The sequence below is a fragment of the Algibacter sp. L1A34 genome (assembly GCF_009796805.1).
Taxonomy (GTDB): Bacteria; Bacteroidota; Bacteroidia; order Flavobacteriales; family Flavobacteriaceae; genus Algibacter.
Window position 1 is genome coordinate 522761 of the sequence record NZ_CP047029.1, and the last position, 19022, is coordinate 541782.

Below are 19022 nucleotides of genomic sequence, written 5' to 3' on the forward strand. Positions count from 1 at the left end.
GATGAAGAAAAATAAAATAGCCATATTAATTTTTGCTAACTCTGCCGAGAAGGAGATGGTTTCAAAACCATTACCCTCGCCCAGCAGTTTGTTTGAAGCGTTAAACCTTCAAACTATAAACATTGCAAAAAAAACAGGCTTACCTTATTTTCATCTTAGCGAAAACCAACAAATTGGAGTAAATTTTGGAGAACGTTTTACAAACGCCATTCAATCTGTTTACAATAAAGGTTATGATACCGTTATTACCATCGGGAATGACACACCACATTTAACAGCAAAACATATTTTAAAAACTGCAGAGAAACTAAAACATCACCATGTTGTTCTAGGCCCTTCGACAGATGGTGGTTTTTATTTAATGGGTTTAAAAAAGGATCTATTTAATCCTGATGTTTTCTTAAAATTACCTTGGCAAACTACCAATTTAAATAGGAATATTTCTAAAGTATTAGCTTCTGAAACTACCCAAATTCATTATTTAGAAGTATTAACCGATATTGATAATGCTTCGGATATAGAACGTGTTTTAAATAGTTTCAAAAGCATCTCGGCTGCTATTAAATCTATTCTACTTCAATCTATTTCAATTTCAACTAAAATAATAGCTTACCATATTACAGCCTTTCACAACTTCGTATTAAAAAGGCAACACAATAAGGGCTCTCCTGCTCTACTTCATTTACAATAGTTTTACGACATCAATCTTCACGAAGATTTTACTAACTTTTATTTAACTAAATGAAGCATATTTTACTATGCATAACGTTTGCCTTATTTGGCATTACGCATGCACAAACAACTATAACTGGTCGTGTTACAGATACGGAGAGCAACGCCCCTTTACCTTTTGTTAATATCTCAAGTAATAAAACAGGAACTATTAGCGATGAAAACGGAAACTATACTATTGAAGTAATATCTCAATCTAGCGTAATACAATTTTCTTTTCTCGGCTATAAAACGGAAACTATTAGCGTTGGAAACAAAACGGTTGTAAATGTGAGTTTATCGGAAGATGCCGCAGCACTAAATGAAATTGTTATTACAGCCTTAGGTATAAAACGAGATTCTAAAGCTTTAGGATATTCTGTACAAGCTATTAAATCGGAAAGCCTAACCAAAGTAAAAACGGTGAATTTCCTGGATAACCTCCAAGGAAAACTAGCCGGAGTTACCGTAACGCAAGGCGCAACAGGAGTTGGTTCTACGTCTAAAATCACCATTCGTGGTGAAGCCTCTTTCTCTAATAACAATCCGCTTTTTATTGTCGATGGCACACCTATTAACAACGAAACCGTTTTTAATTTTACAAATCAAGCTGCGGCAGGTTTTCAAGAAATAGATTTTGGTAATGGAGCCATGGAAGTCAATCCAGACGATATAGAATCGGTTACCGTTTTAAAAGGTGCAAATGCTGCTGCTCTTTACGGCACGCGCGCTGCGAACGGCGTTATTGTTATAAAAACTAAAGACGGCAACAAGCAAAAAGGGTTTCGTGTTAGTTTAAACACATCCATAACTGTGGATTCTGCTTTTAAACTTCCTGAATTTCAAAACGAGTACGGCCAAGGACAATCTGGCCAGTTTGAATATGTTGATGGTTTAGGAGGAGGAACAAGTGATAATATCACCTATTCTTGGGGCCCGAGATTAGATACAGGTATTTTAGTACCACAGTTTGATAGCCCTGTACAACTTACCAACGGTAATTTTGTTCGTGGTGGAGACACATCATTATATAACGATTTACCAATTACGGCAACACCCTTTACATCAAACCCAAACAACTTAAAAGATTTTTACAAAACAGGCTTAACAACCTCCAATAATATTGCTATTTCTAATGGTTTTGAGACTGGAAGTTACAGATTATCTTTTACCGATTTAAGAAGTGAATCTATTATTCCGGGTGTAAATTTGGATAGACAAACGGTAGCAACAAAACTTAACTTTAACCCTTCGGAAAGAACCGAAATAAACACCTCTATAAGCTACGTTAATTCCAGCAGTGACAATAGGCCTGCAAATGGCTACGGAAGTGAAAACGCAAATTATTCATTAGTTGCATGGGGACCGCGTTCTTTAGATATTAATAATTTAAAAAACTACTGGCAACCTGGTTTAGAAGGTGTACAACAATATTCTTTTAACTATACATTTTTTGATAATCCTTATTTTATTTTATCAGAAAACAGAAACGGGTTTGAACGTGATAGAATATTTGGAAACATTGCTATAAAACAAGAACTAGCTAATCATTTAAGGGTAACGCTTAGAACAGGAATGGACTACAGTAGTGAAACGCGTCAATTTATTAGAAATTTTAGCAGCAATCGTTTTCAAAATGGCGCTTATGCCGAGCACGATGTAAAATACAGAGAAATAAATACCGATTTTTTAATTAACTATAATAACACGTTCGGGAATTTATCTTTTGATATTTCTGTTGGTGGCAACCGTTTAAATCAAACAGCTTCTACAAAACAATCGCAAACGGTAAACTTAGCACAACCTGGTATTTTCAGCTTAAACAATGCTGCATCGCCTATTGAAGTTTTTCAATTTGAAAGTGAAAAACGTATAAACTCCCTTTATAGCGTTGCTAAATTAGGGTATAAAAACTATTTATTTTTAGATATTACTGGTAGAAATGATTGGTCGAGTGCCTTAGCTACTCCTTTTTCTGTAGACGGAACATCTTTTTTCTACCCATCGGTTTCTACAAGTTTTGTTTTATCCAACGTTGCGAAACTACCTCGTTTTGTTTCATTTGCAAAATTACGCACTAGTCTGGCTCAAGTAGGTAACGATACGAGTCCTTACCAAACCTCTGGAACATTTGTTTCGCAAACTACATTTAATGGAGATGCTACTTTTAGTAATCAAGATTTTATACCAAATGCCAACTTAAAACCAGAACAAACTACAAGTTTTGAAATTGGTGCAGACCTTCGTTTTTTTAAAGATCGCCTAAATTTCGATTTCACTTATTACAATGCAGACACTAAAGACCAAATTATTTCTTTACCAATTGCTACCTCTTCTGGATACAACCAACAAGTTGTAAATGGAGGAACAGTAAACACACAAGGTGTTGAAATTGTACTTGGCATAACACCTATTAAAACTAAAAACTTTAATTGGGATTCTACATTTAACTTTGCAACCAACCGTTCTACAGTTAAAGATTTACCGCAAAATGATGGCAGATTAACCTTAGCCTTTAGTAGAATTTATGACAGTGCAGACCAAACCGTTTGGTTTCAGGTTGAAGAAGGCGGACGCCTTGGTGATTTCTACGGTACTGGATATTCTAAAAATGGCAACGGTGAATTTATTATAGATGATAACGGACGTTTTATTGCAGATAATACTTTAAAAAAACTAGGTAATTCTAATCCCGATTTCACTTTAGGATGGAATAATAATTTCACCTTAAAAAACTGGAATTTAAACTTCCTTTTCGATTGGAGACAAGGTGGCGAAATTGTATCAAGAACGCGCGCTTTAGGTAATGTTGGCGGACAATTAGTAGAAACAGCCTATAGACCAGATGCCGGTATTATTGCCCAAGGTGTTAACCAAAACACAGGCTTAGCGAATACAACAGCCGTTACTGCAGAAAGCTATTACAGACAATTTTACGACAGAAATCACGAAGAAAACAATGTATATGATGCTTCCTTTTTAAAGCTTCGTCAGTTTGCTTTAGGTTATAACTTTAAACTTAACGAAGGCTTTCTAGGCCTTACTAACCAAGCAGAATTAACGATTTCTTTTACAGGAAATAATCTATTCGCTATTACTGAAAACCCACATTTCGATCCAGAACAAATAGCCGTTCAAGGAAATGGTTTTGTTAGTGGTGTTGAAGACTTAAGCTATGCTACAACACGAAGTTTTGGTTTTAAAGTAGGCATTGATTTTTAAAACATTTTTCCGTTTTAACGGAAATGAAAATATTAATTTATGAAAAACATTATATATATATTATCCTTTTTGATTCTATTGATTACAGTAAGCTGCACCAATGATTTTCAAAATATAAACACAAACCCAAACGCTCCGGTTTCTGTACAACCTAGTTTATTACTACGCCAAGTTATTTATAATTTCGGAGAAGAAATGAGTTATGAAGGTTTTGTTGCTGGTGATTTATTATCGCAACATCGTACAGCTTTAGATTTTAATTTATTTGATAGACATGCACTTAAATCACCACAATTAGGCGGAAACCCTTGGCCTGTATTCTACACAAATTTACGAGATAACGAAATTATTTTAAATCAGTCGAGAACTTCCGAAGCCTTTAAAGTTTACGAAGGACCTGCATTAATTTTAAAAGCTTATATGGCTGCTGGACTAACCGACTTATTTGGAGATGTTCCTTATTTTGAAGCTTTTAATGGCTCTACAATTACAGTTACCCCAAGTTATGATAATCAAGAAGATATTTATCTAATGGAAGGAGGTATTCTCGACAACCTTAACAAAGGTATCATCGCAATTCAGAACTACAAAGATGCTATTCCTCTAGAAGGCGACATTTTATTTAATGGAGATTTAGAAGCTTGGATACGTTTTGCTAATTCATTAAAAATAAAGCACCTTATCAGAATTTCTAACAAAGAAGATGTGGCTGCAGAATTACAATCACTTTTTGATGATGACAACTATATAAAAGATAATTTACAGAATGCTGTTTTCGACTTTACGAATTCTGACCCAAATAGTTTTAGACTAGCACAATTAAGGGTTGGTGATTTTAACAACTTTGTACTTTCTGAAACTATGGAAGATATTTTAACCGACTTAAACGATACGCGAATAAATACGCTATTCAAGCCTTTTTCAAACTCAACAACGAATGAATTTAACGGTTTACTTAACGGTATCGACGCTACCTCAACAGCTATATCTTTAGCTAATTACTCATTAGCAGGAACTATTTTTAGAGAAGACACCTCTACTCTGGATGCTAATTTTATAACTGCTTGGGAAGTGCATTTCGCTTTCGCGGAAGCTGCTTCAAAAAACTTAATCACAGCTGATGCACAGCAACTCTATGAAACCGGTGTTACATTGGCTTTTGAGTATTGGCACACAGAATTACCTCTAGACTACTTAACAAATAATGCTGCTTTTAACGCTGTTGGCAAAACGCCTTTAGAGCAAATTATAACCCAAAAATGGATTGCAAATACTATAAACGGTTATGAAGGTTGGATTGAATATAACCGAACAGGTTTCCCCGAATTACAAACTATTTCGGCAAGTTTAAATAATGATTTAATACCTCTTAGAATGCCCTACCCTGCCGAAGAAGAAACGCTTAACGCAGAAAACTATTTGGAAGCTGCTCTAAAAACAGATAATAACAGCATTAATATACCAGTATGGTGGAATGAATAACCTAGACACAACAACATTGCAATGGCTATTAATTATAACATCTAGTTTGATTTTATTTTTTATATCGCCGTTCGCTAAAACGAAAGATCAGTTTTTTAAAGCCACTAAAAGGTTAAAAAAGCCGAACACCTTAGTTTTAACGGGTAGCTTAATAATTTCTTGGATTTTTGCCAAAAGCATTACCAATGCGGCGAACCTCGGTTTAAGTTTTGGTATTGTTGGCGGCGTGGCTTATGCTGGTTATTATTTATCATTTGCCGTTGCAGGCATATTGCTTTATCAGCTTAGAGTTAAAGGTGGTTTTGAAAGTATTCATGAATTTTTAACAACAAAGTTTGGTAAAGGTGCCATGGCCATTTTTTCAATTTTAATTGCTTTTAGGTTGTTTAATGAAGTTTGGAGTAACACCATGGTTATTGGTAGTTATTTTGGAGGACCGGGAAGCACGCCATATTATTGGTCTATAATTCTGTTCACGTTACTAACTTTAGCTTACGCTCTAAAAGGAGGATTAAGTAGTTCTATTTTTACAGATGTTATTCAAATGGGGTTATTTTCAGTTTTACTAATCATTATTTTATACAATATTTTTTCAATTGAAAACTTTTCAACTCAAGATATTGCATCTTCTGGCACGTGGAGTTTCGAATTAGGTTTAAACTTATTTTTCGCAGCTATTATTCAATCTTTTAGCTACCCATTTCATGACCCCGTTTTAACAGATAGAGCGTTTATAAGTTCTCCAAAAGTAACACGCAGAAGTTTTTTAATTGCGAGTATTTTAGGTGCTTTCTGTATAATTTCATTTAGTGTAATTGGTGTTTATGCACAAACCCACAATATGCAAGGGCAAGCTGCTGTTGAAGTAGGTAAAGCCTTTGGTGTATTCATTTTACTTATTATAAATTTTATCATGATTACGTCGGCTGCATCTACCCTAGATTCAACATTTTCATCCTTTTCAAAACTATTATCAATAGATTTAAACCTAGGTAAGAATGTAACCTTTGGTCGTGTATCCATGGTACTTATTGCTATTTTAGGCACAATTCCTATTTTTTTAAATGCTGAAATATTATCGGCTACAACCATATCGGGAACTATGGTTATAGGTTTAACACCTGTGTTTTTATTCTGGAATATAAAAGTTCCTAAAATAAGTTATTACCTCAGCGTGACATGCGGATTAATTTTCGGCATCATATTAGTATTAGAAATATTCCCCGAATCACTCATTTTTACACAAGGAAAATATGCCGATTTACTATGGATTAATTTCTGGGGCGTTTTAAGTTGTATCACATTATATATTATTCCAAAATGGATAAAAAAATAGAAAATTTAGGTCAAATTTCTGGCAAAGTATTACTTTTTGGTGGCGTCTATAGCAACCTTCAAGCTTTAGAAGCAATAAAACAAATTGCTGAAAAAGAAAATATTCTTCCAGAAAATTGTATTTGTACTGGTGATATTGTGGGCTATTGTGCACAACCTGAAGAAACCGTGCAATTGTTCAAAATATGGAATGCAAAAAGCATTGCGGGTAATGTTGAAATACAACTTAGCGAAGGTGCTACAGATTGCGGTTGCGAATTTAAAAAAGGTTCGCGCTGCGATGGGTTTTCTCAGCAATGGTATCCTTATGCACAAAGTAAACTTTCAAAAGATTCTTTAAATTTTATAGACAGTTTACCAGATCATATTACCTTTAATTACGCTGGCAAAGAAGTGATAGTTGTTCATGGCTCTTATGAAAATACTTCAGAATTTATTTTTAAATCTTCGCCTTGGAAAACGAAAGCGCCAAACTTTCTAGAAAACAAATACGATGTTGTTATTGGCGGTCATTGTGGTTTACCATTTCAAGATGAACATGAAGATAAATTATGGATAAACCCAGGTGTAATTGGGATGCCAGCAAACGACGGAAACCCTAGTGTGTGGTATGCTATTTTAGACGATTCGCAAAACACATTCAGCTTTAAACATCACAGTTTATCCTATAATTATAGATTAACAAATAAACTCATGCAAAACGGGCTTTTACCAAAAGAATACGCAAGAACTATTATTACTGGTATCTGGGATAACACCGAGATTTTACCGGCTATAGAAAGTGGTTTGCAAGGCTTTGGCGTTAATATAAATTAACACCAAATCACCATCAATTGTAATTTTATTAAATTTGAGAGACTAAATCGATATGAAAAACAGCTTATTTTTATTAATACTTCTTCAAGGGGTTTCTTTGTTTGCTCAAAAATCTATTGACAAATTATTAAAACAATATAACGATAATAGTGTGCCTTATATAAGCGTACAAGAACTAGCTATGCCAAACACTAACGCCACTATTCTCGATTCCAGAGAACTCAAGGAATACGAAACTAGCCATTTAAAAAATGCCATTCATGTTGGTTACGATCATTTTAAAATAGATAGTGTTTATAAAAAAGTACCGAATAAAGAATCTAAAATAGTAGTGTATTGCTCCGTTGGTATTCGTTCAGAATCAATAGCCGATAGTCTTAAAAAAGCAGGATACACACATGTAGAGAATTTATATGGTGGAATTTTTGAATGGAAAAGCAATGATTTCCCTGTATATAATAGAGAAGAGAAAGAAACAGATAGTATTCATACATTTAATAAAGTATGGAGTAAATGGCTAAAAAAAGGAATAAAAGTATATGAATAAAGAACTCGTTATTGTTTTTGTGAAAAACATAAAACTAGGAAAAGTAAAAACTAGACTAGCCAAAACGATTGGAAATCAAGGGGCATTTGATGTTTATACCGAATTGGTAGAAGTTACAGAAAAAGCTACTAAAAACCTTAAAGCAGACAAACGTATTTATTTTTCTGAAACCATAGTGGAATCTATGTGGAAAAACGATTATAAAACAGTCCAAAATGGCCCTGATCTAGGAGAACGTATGAGTAATGCTTTCCAACAAGGTTTTAAAGATGGTTATGAGCGTATTGTGTTAATCGGTTCCGATTTACCAGATATCACAGCCACACAAATAAACTCAGGATTAGAAGCTCTTAACAAAAGTGATGTGGTATTTGGACCTGCTGAAGATGGCGGCTATTACTTAGTTGGTTTTTCTAAATTTTATAATTTTGTCTTCCAAAACAAACCTTGGAGTCAAGACAATTTATTAAAAGAAACGTTAAGCCAATTAAAAGAAAATCGAGTAACTTTTAGTACTTTAGAGACCTTAAATGATATTGATACTTTTGAAGATTTAATAGCTTCAAAATTTTATCAATCTAACTTAGAGTTACAAAAAAAACTAAAACAATTACATGATTAAATTTATAGAAGAAACAGTAGATTACTTAAAAGAAAAAGGATTTGAAAGCCCAGAAATAGGTATCATTTTAGGTACAGGGTTAGGCAAACTTGTAGATGAAATAAATATTATAAAAGAAGTAAGCTACAACCACATCCCTAACTTCCCGACAGCCACTGTAGAATTTCATAAAGGAAAACTTATCTATGGCGAACTAGAAGGCAAAAAGGTAATTATAATGCAAGGACGTTTTCATATATATGAAGGCTATAGCTTGCAAGATGTTACGTATCCTGTTCGTATTATGGAAAAACTAGGAATAAAAACGTTATTGGTTTCTAATGCTTCTGGAGCTATAAATCTAGACTATAAAAAAGGTGAGCTTATGCTTATCGACGATCATATAAATTTACAAGGCAGTTCGCCTTTAGCTTTTAAAGGTGTTGAACAATTAGGAGAACGTTTCGCAGATATGAGCCTGCCTTATGATACCGAAATTAACGCTAAATTCAAAAGTATTGCTAAATCAAACAACATAAAACTTCACGAAGGTGTTTACGCCAGTGTAGTTGGCCCACAACTAGAAACCCGTGCAGAATACCGCATGCTAAAAATTATTGGTGCAGATGCCGTTGGTATGAGTACTGTTCCAGAAATTATTGTTGCTAACCATTTAGGATTAAAAGTAGCAGCCATTTCTGTATTAACAGATGAGTGCGACCCAGAAAACTTAAAACCAGTAGATATTAGCGAAATAATTGCTATCGCTTCTAAAGCAGAACCAAACATGATTACGCTTTTTAAAGAATTGATAAAAACAATCTAATTTGAAAATATTACTATCCTTTATTATACTAGCATTATCAATATACAAAGTGTTAACTAGTTTTATGTTAAACGAAAAATACGGTATACTTTTCGATATGAAAATAAATATTTGGATTTACAGAGCTATATGGGCTATAGCAGGTTTATCATTTGCATACAACCTTTTTAAAATATACAAAGACAAAAAGCGATTTGGTATATAATTGTGCTTAAGATTCCGCTTTACACTAGTTTGATTTACCTTAATAATCAGGATTAGATTATTTAGTTTTATATGAATAAATACCTAGACATAATAAAAAATGCTTATTCCGGTTATTGGAATTACCTTAAAAACGAGATACTTTTTCCAAACCAATGGGATAACTATTTTTATGGATTAATAGCCATTTCTCTAATAGTTTGGGGATTGGAGATTGTATTTCCATGGCGTAAAAATCAATCTATTTTTCGAAAAGATTTTTGGTTAGATACCTTTTACATGTTTTTCAATTTCTTTTTATTAAACCTTATTATATTAATTGCACTTTCTAATACAGCCGCAGAATTTTTTAATGATCTTTTAAAAACAATTGGGTTATCTCTAAATGATTTTCAACTCTTTAATGCTAACGATTTACCAAAATGGCTCGGTTTAATCATTTTCTTTTTGGTATCCGATTTTGTTCAATGGAACACGCATAGATTACTGCACCGTTTTGAGTTCTTTTGGAATTTCCATAAAGTACATCACTCGGTAAAAGAAATGGGGTTCGCAGCTCACTTACGCTATCACTGGATGGAGCCCATAGTTTATAAATCACTTCTATATATTCCGCTAGCATTAATTGCAAATTACAGTGCGCAAGATGTTGCTATTGTTTATTTTTTCAGTATTGCTATAGGTCATTTAAATCACGCCAACTTAGGTTGGGATTATGGCCTTTTAAAATATGTATTTAATAATCCTAAAATGCATATTTGGCACCATGTAAAAAGTCTACCAAAAGATGTTAGGTTTGGCGTAAACTACGGACTAACATTAAGTATTTGGGACTACATTTTTAAAACCGATTACGTGCCTCACGATGGTAGAGACATTGAATTAGGGTTTGATGATGATGAAAAATTTCCAAAAAATTTTATTAGTCAAGAACTTTACCCTTTGAAAAAATGAAAAATTTAATTTACTTCAGTTTTAGTTTTTTTTTGCTCGCTTGTAGTGCCAATAAAACAGTTACACAATTACCTCAACAAAACATGCCTTCTACCCTACCAGCAGTAACCGTTGAACCAGAAAAAATAGAAAAAACCGAGTCAATAAAAGAAAGTAGCGAAACAGAAATCAATACTATTAATATTACCAAAGAACCAGTAAGCGAAACTAATAGCACTGAAGAAACTGTTAATAAAGATATTGCAGCACCGCATAAATTATGGAATGAGTTATTACAAAAACACGTTTCGGATGCTGGACATGTAAATTACAAAACCTTTAAAACGGAGAGATCAAAACTACTAAGCTACATACAGGATTTAAACCTCATCTATTCTGATGATAGTTTTAAATCGCTTTCTAAAGAAGAAGCTCTCGCCTTTTGGATTAATGCCTACAACGCCATGACGGTAGATTTAATTCTTCGAAACTACCCGATAAAAAGCATAAAAGACATCGATAAACCTTGGGATCAACGTTATTGGAAATTAGGTGAAAAATGGTTTAATTTAAATGATATTGAACATGAAATTTTACGCAAAATGGACGAACCAAGAATTCATTTCGCCATTGTTTGTGCTTCGGTTTCTTGCCCTAAATTACAAAACACAGCTTTTACAGCTTCTAATATTGAAACACAACTAACCTATGCTACTAAGGAATTTTTAAGTGATCCGGAACGTAATGAAATTTCAGAAAACAGTATCAAGATTTCAAAAATATTTCAATGGTTCTCTAAAGATTTTAAGAAAAACGGCGATTTAATTGACTTTTTAAATCAATATTCAGATGTTGAAATTTCAGCGAAAGCGAAAAAAAGTTTTAAGGATTACAACTGGAATTTGAATGAATAAAATATCCATCATAATTCCTGTTTTAAATGAAGCTGAAACTATTGAAAATTTACTTTTCTACCTGATAGATTGTTCTTCATTAAATAATATCTCGGAAATTATTGTTGTTGATGGTGGCAGTACAGATGGTACGATACCGATAATTAAAAACTTAGGCCTAAATATTAAAGTTTTAAACTCTGAAAAAGGTCGTGCCAAACAAATGAATCTTGGAGCAAGTGAGGCTAACGGTAATATTCTATACTTTCTACATGCCGATTCTTTACCGCCAAATAGATACGATCAACTGATATTATCGGCTATAGAAAACGGCAACGCTGCAGGTTGTTTTAAAATGAAATTCGACTCTAACCATTGGTGGCTAAAACTAGCGAGTTGGTTTACGCAGTTTAATTGGCAAGTGTGTCGTGGCGGTGACCAAAGCTTATTTATTACTCACTCCCTTTTTAAAGATATTGGTGGCTTTGATGAAAACTTCACCATTTACGAAGACAACGATTTTATTGCCAAATTATACCAACGTAAGCAATTTGTGGTAATACAAGAATGGCTAACAACCTCTGCTAGAAAATATAATAGTCATGGTATTTGGAAACTTCAATTTCATTTTTGGGCTATTCATTTAAAAAAACGATTTGGGGCTACACCAGAAAAACTACACCAATACTACCTAAAACACATCGCGACTAATTAACTAAAAAACAGTTAATTAAAACAAACCTATGCTTTTTTATCAATGTTTTAACATCCATTTCGTTTTATGTTAAAAACTGATAAAATTCACTTAAATAAAAATTAAATGTTACAAATGGTTCGGTAATTCGTCTACTTTTATAAGAAACAACAATATACATGAAACATTTCTACATTTTTATTGCCACCGGTTTATTATCAATTTACGGCCACTCACAAGAATCTCTTAGTGCCAAAATTTTAGATTCTCTTACGCAAGAACCTATTCCGTATGCCACTATTTCTATTAATAACAATTCGGGTGTTATTAGTAACGCCAATGGAGATTTTCTTATTTATTTAAATAAAAAAACGGCCAGTCAAGATTCTTTAAAAATTAGATGTTTGGGTTACGAAACCAAACAATTTCTAGCTAAAAACTTTAAAGACAGTATTGTTTTTCTAAGCACAAAGGCCATGGAATTGGATGAAGTTTTAGTTTCTAATAAAAACTATACGCCCGAGGAAATTATTGAAAAAATACAGGAAAACCTAGAAAACAATTACGATCATAATTTTACAAAAAGCAAACTATTTTACCGAGCCTCATCGTTTCAAAACTTAATAAAAAATGATGTTGAAGTCAACGAATCGACTATTCCGGAATTTAACCAACAATTTATAGATAGCTTAGTTGCTGCTATTCCTAAAAATGCTGACGATTACACTGAAATTCTAGCCAACTTATATGGTAAACCTGGTAAAGGTGATGATCAAAAAATAGATATTATTAAAGCTTCGCATTTATACGACAAAAGCGCAGAAATGAGTTTTGAGAGTTACGAAGAAAAGCTAAATACAATTCTAAAAAAACACGTAAAACGCGATTCATATTTCAAAATTAAATCAGGTTTCTTTGGTGTAAAAACAGATATAGACTCTACTGCTTTTGATTATGGTGAGCAAAAGGAAGACGTTAAAAAAACGGAAGCCATGCTTGCAGAAGAACAAAAGAAAGAAGCAGAGCGTAAAAAAGATTTTTCTAATTACCGTAAATCGGCCATTGCAAGACTTGAACATGGTAGCTTTATTTTTGAAGACAGCGATTTAAACTTTTTAGAAAAACAAAATCGTTTTGAATTCAAAGTTGAAGATTATAGTTTTTTAAATGATGAATTTGTTTATAAAATAAGCTTTACTCCAAAACGAAAAGAAGATTTTAAAGGAACAATTTATGTGAATACAGATGATTTCGCGATTGTTAGAATAGATTATGAAAACGTAAAAGTCCTTAAAAACTTTAAATTACTAGGCTTATCTCACACAAGAAACTTAAAAAAAGGAACCCTTATTTATTCTAAAAACGAAGCCGAAAAATACACTTTAAAATATGCTGAGTTAGAAGAAGGTAGTCAATTTGGTATTAAACGTCCGTTAACCATTATTGAAAAAAATAAGCACGTTAAAGGCAGACGCAAACAAAACGAATTAGATACCGATATTCATTTTGTAATGGCGATTAAAGAAAAAAGTGAATTAGTAGTTTTTGAAAACGAACAAATAACGGAAGTTACCTTTAACGACTTTACAGAAAAACCAAAAGTAGAACCGGTGTATTTACCAAAATACGATCCGGAATTTTGGAAAGGTTATAACGTCATTGAGCCAAACCAAGCTATTAAAGATTTTAAGAGTTTGGAATAAACAATCAAACACTTATTATCATTATTTTTTTGTGATGTAGACAAAGTAGAGACCACACATGGAACTAGATATTCGTTATGTGATGTTTACTTTGTCTACATGACATTACTGTTATTGATGACACGATGAAAACTAATCTTTATTACGCCCTTTTTCATTTGGATACAAGATGTAAACAGGATCACTTTGTAAAAACGTTTTAGTTTCAATATCCATACCAGAAATCCTACCTTTAAATGCAGCACCTGTATCTACATTCCAGATATTAACGGCATTCATAGGTATATCACATTTAAAATTAGTTGTTGGTGTGTGCCCAATATAAATTTCGTGATAATGTTTTAATCTATTTGGATAGAAATAAGAATCAATCTTTAAATTATTATCTATCGCCAAAGCCATCTCCCAAAGTGTTCTATCAAAATACAAGGTTGGCTTATGTACTTCTTTTTCAACGCCGTGCATAGATGTAAACCCTGCATGAAGAAACAATCGGTTTTGGTTATCTAAATAGTAAAACTTTAAGTTTTCAAAAAAAGCAATCTGTTCCTCTTTTTCTTCTTTTGTAAAACCATTATAACTCGCCATAGTTTCTTTTCCGCCGTGCACATACCACGTTTGGTTTACTTCTCCCGTTTTTAGCCATTCTTCGCACCAAACATCATGGTTACCTCTTATAAACACACAGTTTATCTTTTTGGATAAATCCATTAAAAGCTGAACAACTTGAGCAGATTCACTCCAACCATCTACATAATCACCCATAAAAATAAGGTTATCATCATCTTTAACTTCTAACTTATTTAAAAGTTGAACTAATGCTTTTAACCCACCGTGAATATCTCCAATTACAATTGTTCGCATGTGTACTTTCTTTTTCCGCAAAGCTAATTGAATATAAATAATTTAAAAAATTGTAATATTAAATTTAAATTAAAAATCATTTTACAGATTCTTTATTAAAATGCTGTCTATTCAATAATTAAAAGACCTGATAATCAAATATGTTATAAATAATTTAATTATATTTAATACCAAATTAAACTTTAGCAAACTAAACACCACACACCTTGAAAATAGAAAAAATACTTGTAGCCAATAGAGGCGAAATTGCCATTAGAATTTTTAGAGCTTGTACAGAAATCAACATAAAAACAATCGGCATTTACACTTTTGAAGACCGCTATTCCTTACACCGATATAAAGCTGACGAATCTTACCAAATTGGAGAAGATAATGAACCTTTAAAGCCCTATTTAAATATTGATGCAATTATAAAAATCGCATTAAAAAATGGTGCGGATGCTATACACCCTGGTTATGGTTTTTTATCTGAAAATGCAGACTTTGCACAAGCTTGTGAAGACAATAATATTATTTTTATTGGCCCAAAAGTATCTGTTTTAAAAGCTTTAGGTGACAAAATTATGGCCAAAACAGTGGCCGTTGAAAATAACATTCCTATTATTCAAAGTAACGAAAAGCCGTTAACTGATATTAACGTAGCCATTTCCGAAGCTAAAAAAATTGGTTACCCTATTATGCTAAAAGCAGCTTCTGGCGGTGGCGGACGAGGAATGCGAGTAATTAGGAAAGAAGACGATCTTAAAAGTGCCTTTAACGAAAGTAAACGCGAGGCTTTAAATGCTTTTGGTGACGATACCGTTTTTCTTGAAAAATTTGTAGAAAACCCAAAACATATAGAAATTCAAGTTGTTGCTGATAGTTTTGGTAATACCGTCCATTTATATGAACGTGATTGCTCTGTACAAAGACGTTATCAAAAAGTGATTGAGTTTGCCCCTTCTTACGGTTTAAAAGATGAAACAAAGCAAGCACTTTATAACTATGCTATTAAAATTTGTAAAGCAGTAAATTACAATAATATTGGTACGGTTGAGTTTTTAGTGGACGATGATGATTCTATTTACTTTATTGAAGTAAACCCACGTGTACAAGTAGAACATACCGTTACCGAGGTTATCACGAATATCGATTTAATAAAAACTCAAATTTTTATTGCTGGTGGTTATAAGTTATCGGACGAGCAAATTAAAATTCCGAATCAAGAATCTATTCATATAAACGGTTACGCGCTGCAATGCAGAATTACAACCGAAGACCCACAAAACGATTTTAAACCCGATTACGGCACTGTTTCGGCATATAGAAGTGCGTCTGGTTTTGGTATTCGGTTAGATGCGGGAAGTATATATCAAGGCGCTACTATTTCGCCTTTTTTCGATTCTATGCTGGTAAAAGTCACCGCAAATAGTAGAACGCTTGATGGTGCTAGTAGAAAAATTCGTCGAGCTTTAGCAGAATTCAGAATTCGAGGTGTAAAAACCAATATGCCTTTTCTAGATAACATTTTAAAACATGACACCTTTAGACAAGGAAAAGTTACGGTTAATTTCATTAAAGCGAATCCAGATTTATTCATATTTAAAGCGCCTAGAAATAGAGCGACAAAACTGATTACTTATTTAGGCGATGTTATTGTAAACGGAAATGCAGATGTTAAAAAAATAGATCATTCTAAAACCTTTATAAAACCAAAAGTTCCAAAATTTGATGCCGATGCCAGATTCCCTGAAGGCACCAAAGATTTACTAACCAAATTAGGTCCAGAAAAGTTCTCGCAGTGGTTAATGAATGAAAAGAAGGTTCATTTTACAGATACCACCATGCGTGATGCACACCAAAGTTTATTGGCCACACGTATGCGAACTTTCGATATGATGAAGGTTGCCGAAGGTTACGCCAAAAACCATCCAGATATTTTTAGCATGGAAGTTTGGGGCGGTGCTACTTTTGATGTTTGCTTGCGCTTTCTTCAAGAAAACCCATGGGAACGTTTACGCATGCTACGCAAAGCAATGCCCAATTTATTATTACAAATGCTTATTCGTGGATCTAATGGTGTTGGCTACAAAGCTTATTCCGATAATTTAATTGGCGAATTTGTAGAGCAATCTTGGGAAAATGGTGTTGATGTTTTTAGAATTTTTGATTCTCTAAACTGGATGAAATCTCTTGGCCCATGCATAGAACATGTGCGCACAAGAACTGGCGGTCTAGCCGAAGGTTCTATTTGCTATACCAACGATATTTTAAATCCAGAAAACACAAAGTATAACTTAAAATATTATGTTAATCTAGCCAAAGAAATAGAAAATGCAGGTGCGCATATTTTAGGCGTAAAAGATATGGCAGGTTTACTAAAACCTTATGCAGCTTACGAATTAATTTCAGCATTAAAATCGGAACTTAAAATCCCAATTCACTTGCATACACATGATACTTCATCTATACAATCGGCAACGTATTTAAAAGCTATTGAAGCAGGTGTAGATGTTGTAGATGTTGCTCTCGGTGGCTTATCTGGATTAACCTCGCAACCAAACTTTAACTCCGTAGTTGAAATGATGAAATTTCAAGACCGAGCAAGTCGTATTAATATCGATTCTTTAAATGAATATTCTAATTACTGGGAAACCGTAAGAGAATATTATTATCCATTTGAATCGGGTTTAAAGGCAGGATCGGGAGAAGTCTTTAAACATGAAATTCCTGGCGGACAATATAGTAACCTAAAACCGCAAGCTAGAGCATTAGGCTTGGAAGATCGTTTTCATGAAATCACCAAAATGTATGGTGAAGTGAACACGCTTTTTGGAGATATTATAAAAGTAACGCCTAGTTCTAAAGTAGTTGGAGATATGGCGCAATATTTAGTGAGTAACAATTTAACCATTCAAGATGTGATAGAACGCGGCGATACGATTTCGTTTCCGCAGTCGGTTGTAGATTTATTTAAAGGCGAATTAGGTCAACCGGTAGGTGGATTTCCTAAGGCGCTCCAAAAGCTGATTTTAAAAGGTCAAGAACCTTATACCGACAGACCAAATGCGCATATTCCGCCGTTAGATATTGATAAAGAATTTAAAGCCTTCAAAAAAACATTTGAACATGATTTAAGTAGAACCATTGATTATACAGATTTCCTATCCTATCAGCTCTATCCAAAAGTATTTACAGATGCTTTCAATAAGCATTTAAAGTATGATAACCTCATGAATTTACCAACCAAGAATTTTTTCTACGGTATGGAAATTGGAGAGGAAACTATTGTAGAATTAGATAAAGGAAAAACACTACTTATCACTTTAGATTCCATAGGAAAAGCTAATGAAGATGGTATTGTAACCGTTTATTTTAAAGTGAATGGCCAAGGCCGAAGTGTTAAAATTAAAGACACATCAATAAAAGTTAATAAAGTTGAAAACATAAAAGCAGACAAAGCTGATGCCAATGAAATTGGAGCACCTTTACAAGGTATGCTATCTACTATTCTCGTTAAAAAAGGCGAAAAAGTAAATAAAAATCAACCCTTATTTATTATTGAAGCCATGAAAATGGAAACAACCATTACAGCAACTACAGATAGTACGGTTAAGAAAATTATTTTAAAAACTGGCTTTATGGTGAATTCTGAAGATTTGGTTGTTGTTTTGGAATAAACACAACATTATTTAATAAAAAAATGCCCAAATTAAACTGTATTTCACACTTACAGTTTAATTTGGGCATTATATATTATACTATTTATTACGATTGAAATACACGCTTTTTAACATTGAAAACCTGTTTCAATTTTTGAAAAAAACTAGCCTCCGTATTTGTTTGTTTGCTCATTTTTGAGACTGAACTCTTTTCTTCGTGTAATACTTGATAACAGTGGTAAGCTTGGGATATAAACATAATTTTAGGTTTTATAAAAAACTGAACATTTTAAATGTCCCATTTTATTATTAATTAAGATTTGGACTTGTTTTTGTAATAATTTACACTGCAAAGATATAGTCATCATCCATTTTTCAAAACACTGAAATTAATATATTTGTATGCTTATTTATCTGTTAATTTTGCATCATTTTGGGGTAAAATCAATGTATTGTAAGTAAACTAAAAAAAAAATCACTAATTAAATAGAAAGAATTTTCTTCCGAATAAAATATTTTTTTTTCGTAAAAACGCTTTAGCAATTAAAAA

At 33.0% G+C, this 19022-nt stretch carries 15 protein-coding genes; 14 read left to right on the forward strand and 1 reads right to left on the reverse strand.

The window, feature by feature from the left end; translation table 11 throughout:
• Position 1 precedes the first annotated feature (1 nt).
• The 13 genes from GQR97_RS02285 (at position 2) to GQR97_RS02345 (ending at position 13967) form a co-directional block, all read left to right on the forward strand.
• Positions 2–691: a DUF2064 domain-containing protein gene (locus GQR97_RS02285; RefSeq protein WP_158844760.1), complete on the forward strand. Its 690-nt coding sequence runs from the start codon at positions 2–4 to the stop codon at positions 689–691.
• 50 nt (positions 692–741) lie between these two features.
• Entirely contained in the window at positions 742–3933 is a 3192-nt protein-coding gene (locus GQR97_RS02290; RefSeq protein WP_158844762.1) for a SusC/RagA family TonB-linked outer membrane protein, read from the forward strand.
• Between the two features lie 39 nt (positions 3934–3972).
• Positions 3973–5415, forward strand: coding sequence for a SusD/RagB family nutrient-binding outer membrane lipoprotein (locus tag GQR97_RS02295; protein ID WP_158844765.1), 1443 nt, complete (start codon positions 3973–3975; stop codon positions 5413–5415).
• Positions 5408–6751, forward strand: coding sequence for a sodium:solute symporter (locus GQR97_RS02300; protein ID WP_158844769.1), 1344 nt, complete (start codon positions 5408–5410; stop codon positions 6749–6751). The genes GQR97_RS02295 and GQR97_RS02300 overlap by 8 nt, the downstream gene beginning before the upstream one ends.
• Entirely contained in the window at positions 6736–7566 is an 831-nt protein-coding gene (locus GQR97_RS02305) for a metallophosphoesterase family protein (protein ID WP_158844772.1), read from the forward strand. The genes GQR97_RS02300 and GQR97_RS02305 overlap by 16 nt, the downstream gene beginning before the upstream one ends.
• A 52-nt stretch (positions 7567–7618) precedes the next feature.
• On the forward strand, positions 7619–8113 hold the full coding sequence (locus GQR97_RS02310) for a rhodanese-like domain-containing protein (RefSeq protein WP_158844775.1): 495 nt from the start codon (positions 7619–7621) through the stop codon (positions 8111–8113).
• The gene (locus GQR97_RS02315; RefSeq protein WP_158844778.1) at positions 8106–8735 is read left to right on the forward strand and encodes a TIGR04282 family arsenosugar biosynthesis glycosyltransferase; all 630 of its coding nucleotides are present in this window, start codon (positions 8106–8108) and stop codon (positions 8733–8735) included. Before GQR97_RS02310 ends, GQR97_RS02315 begins: the two co-directional genes overlap by 8 nt.
• Positions 8728–9540: a purine-nucleoside phosphorylase gene (locus GQR97_RS02320; protein ID WP_158844781.1), complete on the forward strand. Its 813-nt coding sequence runs from the start codon at positions 8728–8730 to the stop codon at positions 9538–9540. Before GQR97_RS02315 ends, GQR97_RS02320 begins: the two co-directional genes overlap by 8 nt.
• Position 9541: 1 nt before the next feature.
• The gene (locus GQR97_RS02325) at positions 9542–9745 is read left to right on the forward strand and encodes a hypothetical protein (RefSeq protein WP_158844784.1); all 204 of its coding nucleotides are present in this window, start codon (positions 9542–9544) and stop codon (positions 9743–9745) included.
• 71 nt (positions 9746–9816) lie between these two features.
• Positions 9817–10698: a sterol desaturase family protein gene (locus tag GQR97_RS02330; RefSeq protein WP_158844787.1), complete on the forward strand. Its 882-nt coding sequence runs from the start codon at positions 9817–9819 to the stop codon at positions 10696–10698.
• On the forward strand, positions 10695–11591 hold the full coding sequence (locus GQR97_RS02335) for a DUF547 domain-containing protein (RefSeq protein ID WP_158844790.1): 897 nt from the start codon (positions 10695–10697) through the stop codon (positions 11589–11591). The genes GQR97_RS02330 and GQR97_RS02335 overlap by 4 nt, the downstream gene beginning before the upstream one ends.
• Complete coding sequence (locus tag GQR97_RS02340) at positions 11584–12285, forward strand: TIGR04283 family arsenosugar biosynthesis glycosyltransferase (protein ID WP_158844792.1); 702 nt, start codon at positions 11584–11586, stop codon at positions 12283–12285. Before GQR97_RS02335 ends, GQR97_RS02340 begins: the two co-directional genes overlap by 8 nt.
• Positions 12286–12443: 158 nt before the next feature.
• Positions 12444–13967, forward strand: coding sequence for a carboxypeptidase-like regulatory domain-containing protein (locus GQR97_RS02345; protein WP_158844795.1), 1524 nt, complete (start codon positions 12444–12446; stop codon positions 13965–13967).
• A 132-nt stretch (positions 13968–14099) separates the two neighbouring features.
• Here the strand turns inward: GQR97_RS02345 and GQR97_RS02350 are convergent, their stop codons facing one another.
• A complete protein-coding gene (locus GQR97_RS02350; protein ID WP_158844798.1) occupies positions 14100–14831 on the reverse strand; it encodes a metallophosphoesterase family protein in 732 nt (243 codons plus the stop codon).
• Positions 14832–15037: 206 nt separating this feature from the next.
• On the opposite strand from GQR97_RS02350, the gene GQR97_RS02355 reads away from it, so the two are divergent.
• Positions 15038–18490 carry a pyruvate carboxylase gene (locus GQR97_RS02355; protein WP_158844801.1) on the forward strand — a complete coding sequence of 1151 codons (3453 nt, stop codon included), beginning with the start codon at positions 15038–15040 and terminating at the stop codon, positions 18488–18490.
• Positions 18491–19022 lie beyond the last annotated feature (532 nt).

Coding starts and splice junctions, on each gene's coding strand:
- GQR97_RS02305 (WP_158844772.1), top strand. CDS start 6,736: ATGGATAAAAAAATAGAAAATTTAGGTCAAATTTCTGGCAAAGTATTA.
- GQR97_RS02340 (WP_158844792.1), top strand. CDS start 11,584: ATGAATAAAATATCCATCATAATTCCTGTTTTAAATGAAGCTGAAACT.
- GQR97_RS02315 (WP_158844778.1), top strand. CDS start 8,106: ATGAATAAAGAACTCGTTATTGTTTTTGTGAAAAACATAAAACTAGGA.
- GQR97_RS02345 (WP_158844795.1), top strand. CDS start 12,444: ATGAAACATTTCTACATTTTTATTGCCACCGGTTTATTATCAATTTAC.
- GQR97_RS02320 (WP_158844781.1), top strand. CDS start 8,728: ATGATTAAATTTATAGAAGAAACAGTAGATTACTTAAAAGAAAAAGGA.
- GQR97_RS02290 (WP_158844762.1), top strand. CDS start 742: ATGAAGCATATTTTACTATGCATAACGTTTGCCTTATTTGGCATTACG.
- GQR97_RS02310 (WP_158844775.1), top strand. CDS start 7,619: ATGAAAAACAGCTTATTTTTATTAATACTTCTTCAAGGGGTTTCTTTG.
- GQR97_RS02295 (WP_158844765.1), top strand. CDS start 3,973: ATGAAAAACATTATATATATATTATCCTTTTTGATTCTATTGATTACA.
- GQR97_RS02285 (WP_158844760.1), top strand. CDS start 2: ATGAAGAAAAATAAAATAGCCATATTAATTTTTGCTAACTCTGCCGAG.
- GQR97_RS02300 (WP_158844769.1), top strand. CDS start 5,408: ATGAATAACCTAGACACAACAACATTGCAATGGCTATTAATTATAACA.
- GQR97_RS02350 (WP_158844798.1), bottom strand. CDS start 14,831: ATGCGAACAATTGTAATTGGAGATATTCACGGTGGGTTAAAAGCATTA.
- GQR97_RS02335 (WP_158844790.1), top strand. CDS start 10,695: ATGAAAAATTTAATTTACTTCAGTTTTAGTTTTTTTTTGCTCGCTTGT.
- GQR97_RS02330 (WP_158844787.1), top strand. CDS start 9,817: ATGAATAAATACCTAGACATAATAAAAAATGCTTATTCCGGTTATTGG.